We start from the raw sequence: 6,434 nt of genomic DNA on the forward strand, positions 1-6,434 counted from the left end.
TTCCCCCTTGGTGTTATTATACAAAATCAAGCTGGCATATACGAATCAGCTGTGATCCCTCTTAATAGAGAATGGTTTATACAATAAAAGTGCCTGAAAATCGCGTTGTAACTTTATAGCGAAATCATTCACCCTTCATCATTGAAGCGTTATGTTATTCACTATGAAAACAACGGTTTTCAGGCACTTATTCATTTTTTCTTCAGCAGAAAAGTTTTATTCAGTCTTTTGGGCTGCTGAAGTTTTATTCTTTTTATTCATTTTTCTCGTCTCTTTATCTACAAAGCTGTATATAATCGGAACGATATAAAGCGTCAGGAACGTTGAACTGATCAATCCGCCAATAACTGTAATCGCCATTGGCTGGTTAATCTCGGTTCCTTCACCAATTCCTGCTGCCAATGGTACCAGCCCAAGAATTGTTGTTAATGCAGTCATCAAAATCGGTCTTGCACGGTCACGTACTGAGGTGACAATGGCATCATAACTGTTCATACCTGAAGCTTTGCGCTGATTGATATAATCAACAAGAACAATTCCATTATTTACAACAATACCTGACAGAACTAGTAAACCGATAATCGCGGTTACGCTGACCGGAGTCTGTGTGACAAACAGTGCAATCGCAACACCTATAACGGATAGCGGCACTGTAAACATGATAACAAACGGATATTTGAAAGATTCGAACTGGGCAGCCATCACAAAATACACGAGTACGATCGCCAGCACCACGGCTAAAAGCATATCGTTAATAGAATCCTCAAGTAACTCACGGTCTCCACCAAATACTACTTCCGTTTCTTCAGGCAGATCAAGATCAGCTATGACCTCATCCACTTCAGTTGAAATAGCACCAAGGTTTGTAGCAGAGGTGTAGGTTGCGGTAAATCCAACCGCTGACTGCTGATCAATACGCTGGATGGACACCGGTCCTTCTGCAATCGTAATATCAGCCAGCTCCTGCAGTTCAACAAATTGTCCGCTCGGTGCACGGAGCGCCAGCTGCTCAAGTCCCTCGAGCGTATTAGCTATTTCTTCTTCATACTGAATAAATACACTGTAGACCTGTGAGTCGTCTGTAATAATCTGTGTAGCAAGTGTTCCTCTTGTAACAGCATTTACTTCCTGAGCGATTTGAGCAGGTACAAAACCATACTCTCTTGCTTCCTCACGGTTGATTTCAAGCTGAACTTCTTCAACTGTGTCTTCAAGGTCCGTTTCCACTTCAGTAATCGCATCCATTTCAAGCAAGGCTTCCTCAATGCGTGCCACTGATTCGTCGAGGCGATTTTCATTTGTATCACGAACGTCAAATGATAAAGTCTGCGGAGAGGTACCAGTAGCAGTCTGAAGTGATGCTGACACTTCAGCAGTCTCATTAACAGCAAGCGCGGCATCCTCGATGTCATCTGTTATATTTTCAATGAGCTGGAATACTGACAAATCACGTTCTCCTAAAGGAACCATTTTTACAGATATATCTGCAATAGATCCGTCAGCTCCTCCGTCAAACGAACCTTGTTGTGTTTGTCCGATCTGGCTGACATATACATCGATGGATTCTTCCTGACGAAGCTCCTCTTCGATTGCTGCAACAACCCGCTCCGTTTCCTCGATGGCCGTTCCATTTTCAAGGTTGACTCGAATACTGAAGAATCCTTCATCTGTTGCAGGAAGGAATTGAGTTCCTACAGTAGAAATGCCGTATCCGCCGACTCCTAGAAGTCCAACCATGATCAGGATTGGTACCCAGCGTCTCTTCAAAGACCATTTAACTGTTCCATTAAATGTCTTAAGGAAGCGGGATTCTCTGCGGATTTTTTCAAGGTTTTGTTTCGGTTCTTTTAAAAGTTTGCTTGCAAGCATTGGCACAACTGTCAATGCGACGACGAGCGAAGCAAATAAACTGAATGAAATCGTTAAAGCAAATTCAGTAAATAAATCCCCAATCAGTCCCTCAATGAAGACTACAGGAACAAAAACAGCTACCGTGGTCAGTGTTGAGGCTGTAATCGCACTAGCTACTTCCTTTGCTCCATCTCCTGCAGCTGTCTTCGGATCTTTTTTCATCGAGAGATGTCTGTATATATTTTCGAGCACGACAATGGCATTATCAACGAGCATTCCGATACCAAGTGCCAGCGCACCGAGTGTAAAGATGTTCAGTGAGAAATCAGAGAAAAACATCAGAACAAACGTCACAATAACTGAATAAGGAATCGCAACCCCGATAATGATAGGGCTTTTTACATTTCTCAAAAACAGAAACAGTACAATCATGGCAAATAGCCCACCGACAATCAGTGAATTTCCGATGTTGCCAATTGCTAGCTGTATATAATCACCCTGGTCAAACAGCACGTCAGCAGTGATGGATTCATACCTGTCTTCTGCAAGTAATTCATCGAGTGATTCTTTGAATGCTGAAGAAACATCAGCTGTATTTGCATCTGATTCCTGCAGTACACTGATCAGAACAGCCTGCTCATCATTTGCCCGCGTAATCACGTTTTGCTCGGCTTCACCAAGCGTTACTTCTGCAACATCAGCTACCGTGATATCTTCACCCGAAACCGGATCTACGGTAATAGGCAATGTTTCAATATCCTCAACGGATGTTAAAGTACTTAGTATACGAGTTGTGAGATTTTTACCATCCGTTTCAACCGGGTCACCCGGGAAGGATACATTATTTGATTGAATCGTTTGCAAAACATCATTTTGTGAAAGTCCGAATTCCTGCAGCTGATCCTGATCGAGTTGAATGCGTACTTCTTCAGCAAGTGAATTGGAAATATCTACACTTGCCACACCTTCTGTTCGGGTTAATTCAAGCTCCAGTTCTTCTGCCAGTTCTCTGATGTCTGTTTCCGTATCAGATGATCGAAGGCTTAACTGAATGACCGGAAACTGGGAAGGGTCAAATTTTAATACCCTTGGATCATTTGCTCCTTCAGGCACTTCAAACTGTGAAACAGCCTGCTGAATATCACTTTCAATTTCATCAATATCTGTTGCAAAGTCAAACTCCAGAAATACGAGATTTGAGCCCTCTTCAGAAGTTGAAGATACATTTTTAAGACCCGGCAGTAACGCCACCTGAGACTCAATTGGTTTCGTTACTTTTTCCAGTACTTCTGTAGGTCCTGCACCCGGATAGGAAGTAACAACCACCGCAACCGGTGGACTGATATCCGGAATCAGTTTAATTGGGATCCGCGTAAGGGAGATGGTTCCCAATAAAATAACAAGCAGCATTGTGACAATGGTGAACACTGGCCGCCTAATTGAAAATCGACTTAGATTCAACGGTTAACGCCCCTTCCGCTGATTACACAAAACCAGCATTTTACTCTATCTTTCACTATACTGACTCGTGTGTCGTTTATCAATTTTAAATACGGTTGTTCACAATATGATCAAATGCTTTATCTAGTCAGCTTTCGAGATTGTCCATCCTGTGATGCTGAACAGGATCGTCAGCAATGGACAAATTAAACAAAAGAACGCAAACGGAAGATAATCAAGTGTTGCCACTCCTAAAACATCGGTTAAAAACACGCCGCAAACACCCCATGGAACAAGAGGGTTTATAACGGTCCCGGCATCTTCAAGTACTCTGGACAAGTTCTTTCTCCTTAACCCTGATTCATCCACTCTTTTGGCAAATGCTTCACCAGTTAAAAGAATGGATAAATACTGCTCTCCTACAAGCACATTTGTTCCAACAGCCGTTGTACCCGCCTGCAGCAGAACCTTTCCCCGGTTACCATTTGAACGGACCATTGAGAAAATCTTTTGAATAACGCCTGCTTTGAAAAGCATTCCACCCAATCCGAGAGCTAATAAAACGAGTGAGATTGTAAAAAACATAGACTCAAGCCCGCCTCTTGATAGCAGGGAATTTACAGCTTCATTTCCTGTGTCAGCTGAGAATCCTCCAAAAAGAATCCCGAAAAGCTGGTCCACTGGAGTAGCAGTATGAACATACGAAAGTGCAATACTAAACAAGCTTGTGATGATAAGCGACAGCAGCGCAGGTATTTTTCTGATCGCCAATATAAAGAGCAGTACGATTGGTAACAGGCTGTAAACATGGACCAGGTTGGACTGCTCTAATGCACCTCTGATCATCTCAATTTCACTCGTTGCTGCTGAAGCTTCCGGTGAAAGAATCATAAATAAAAGCAGCGAGATGATAAACGCCGGTACAGTTGTCCAGGACATATTTTTAATATGCTCGAAAAGATCAACACCTACTACCGTTGAAGCCAGGTTAGTGGTATCTGATAATGGAGACATTTTATCCCCGAAAAAAGCACCTGAAACAACAGCCCCTGCCGTAATGGCTAAAGAAACATCCAGGGCAGAAGAAATACTGATGAATACGACACCCAGTGTTGCCGCAGTCGTTAACGAACTCCCAATACTGATTCCTATGATGGAAGTAACCGCAAAAACAATGGCGAAATAAAATGGAAGCTCAGCCATTGAAAGACCGTAATACATCAGTGTAGGAATCGCACCCGAAATCAATAAAGCACTGATCAGTAAACCAATAAAGAGAAACAGAAACACAGCATTAATTCCCGATACTGTTCCTTCTGCCAGTCCAGTCTGCATTTTTTTAAATGACACTTTTTTTAACAATCCATATACGAACAAGACAATGATGGACCCAATCATCGGAATGTGAGGCACCGCTCCAAATCCGATCATGGAAACTGACATCATTCCTATTACTATTACAATTAAACCAATTGCTTCAACTAACGTCGGCGTAATTTCACCTTTAATTCTCTCCATAAAACATCCTCCTTAGAAATACAGAAAAAACCCTCATCCCGTAACACTGGGACGAAGGTTTCTCCGCGGTACCACCCAAATTAGCTTTCGCTCTCTTAACTGAATCGTACATCCATTATGGCAGGTGTAATTCGATGATTGAAAAGGCCTGAGTTTCCACCACCCACTCAGTCTCTGCTTTTTGCCTGTTTCACATCTACTCCGTCTGCCGGATCATCGCAATATACTGTTTCACTTAAACGCTTTTAAGTGATAAAGAATACTGCTATATTAACACATTTGTACGTTCAGTCAAGTCTTTTCATGAAGCAAACGGTTTTTTCAACTCCGGAACGATCGCTTTTTCGGAAGGTTTTCCGATCAAGTAACCCTGCCCAAGATCAAAACCGATTTTTTTACATATTTCAAGTTCTTCATTTCTTTCCATACCTTCAGCAAGCACCTTAATACCAAGTTGTTCAGATGTTTGATAAACCCGATGAAGAAAATCCTGTTTCTGATGATCCTGATCACAGAAGGATATATATGAACGGTCAATTTTAACATAGTCGGGCTCAAGCATTTTTAACATATCAATTGTAGAAAAACCAGCTCCGACATCGTCAAGTGCAACCTTCATGCCTTCACGTTTGTATGTTTTAAAAACTTTCTTTAGATGATCAACATCATTGATTTTTTCAGTCTCCACTACTTCGAAAACAAGATCCCGTGGATCCACATTATACTTGTTTACGATTTGAAACGTATGACGGAGGCAGTATTCAGGGTTATAAATAGTAGACGGCAAGAAGTTGATGAAGCTCTTTACGCCTGGATCAATTTTTTCTTTTCTTGCTTTAATGGCTTCTTCTCTTGCTCTTTGGTCCAGAAGCGAATGCATCTCAGCGGCATTAGCTACCTGAAACAGCTCGTAAGGAGATATAGGATTCTCATCTTTATCAGCCCTCAGCAGTGATTCATAACCATACAGTTCTCCATTTTTAATATCCATAATCGGCTGCAGATGGCTGATCATTTTGCCATGCTGAATGAAGTGTACAGTATTTCTATGTCTAAGTCTCACTGAAAATAAGTGCATTGGCATGTAACGGGTAAGATGACCATTGCTTGAAACACCACACTGAATTTCAGCGTCAAGCATCTCTTCCATTTCTGCAAGTATTATTTCTATTTCCTTCAGACTTGTATAGTCGCGGTAAAATACACCTTTATCATGATCAAAATTGAAGCTCAGCCTTGAGATCTCACTTTCATTAGCCTTAACGTAAAAAGTTCCTTTGTCATCAAAGCTGACAGATACTCCACAGTGAACGCATTGTGATTTCATCTTTACTGTCACTCCCCATCCCTTATTTATTGCTTTAACTTTTATACATCTACCCTATATATACATACTTTATTCCTATTTAGTAAAATGATAATGCTTTTTTTGTGAATTTTTCAGGATTTTTTGGAAGTGAGTAAATTTGATTATATGGAAACTGGAATCACGCTATCTAGAGCAGTTCAGTATCCTATTGTAAAAATCGGGCTAGACCCACCCTCCGCTCGTATAGTATAGATAACCAGATTTTTCTCTGGTTCCTCTGTTATACATGTTTTATTTGTATAATGAAGGTGGATCA

The 6,434-nt window shown here is 41.3% G+C and carries 3 protein-coding genes; all 3 read right to left on the reverse strand.

The window, feature by feature from the left end; genetic code table 11:
- Nucleotides 1-216 precede the first annotated feature (216 nt).
- Entirely contained in the window at nucleotides 217-3,312 is a 3,096-nt protein-coding gene (locus E2491_RS02595; RefSeq protein ID WP_134372224.1) for an efflux RND transporter permease subunit, read from the reverse strand.
- A gap of 123 nt (nucleotides 3,313-3,435) precedes the next feature.
- Nucleotides 3,436-4,809: a Na+/H+ antiporter NhaC gene (gene nhaC, locus E2491_RS02600; RefSeq protein WP_134372226.1), complete on the reverse strand. Its 1,374-nt coding sequence runs from the start codon at nucleotides 4,807-4,809 to the stop codon at nucleotides 3,436-3,438.
- Between the two features lie 301 nt (nucleotides 4,810-5,110).
- Entirely contained in the window at nucleotides 5,111-6,136 is a 1,026-nt protein-coding gene (locus E2491_RS02605; RefSeq protein WP_134372228.1) for an EAL domain-containing protein, read from the reverse strand.
- Nucleotides 6,137-6,434 lie beyond the last annotated feature (298 nt).

The sequence above is a fragment of the Jeotgalibacillus sp. R-1-5s-1 genome, from assembly GCF_004405105.1.
Classification (GTDB): domain Bacteria; phylum Bacillota; class Bacilli; order Bacillales; family Jeotgalibacillaceae; genus Jeotgalibacillus.

What these genes read in the sequence shown, in the direction of transcription:
- nhaC (WP_134372226.1), bottom strand. Translation starts at nt 4,809, where the DNA reads ATGGAGAGAATTAAAGGTGAAATTACGCCGACGTTAGTTGAAGCAATT.
- E2491_RS02605 (WP_134372228.1), bottom strand. Translation starts at nt 6,136, where the DNA reads ATGAAATCACAATGCGTTCACTGTGGAGTATCTGTCAGCTTTGATGAC.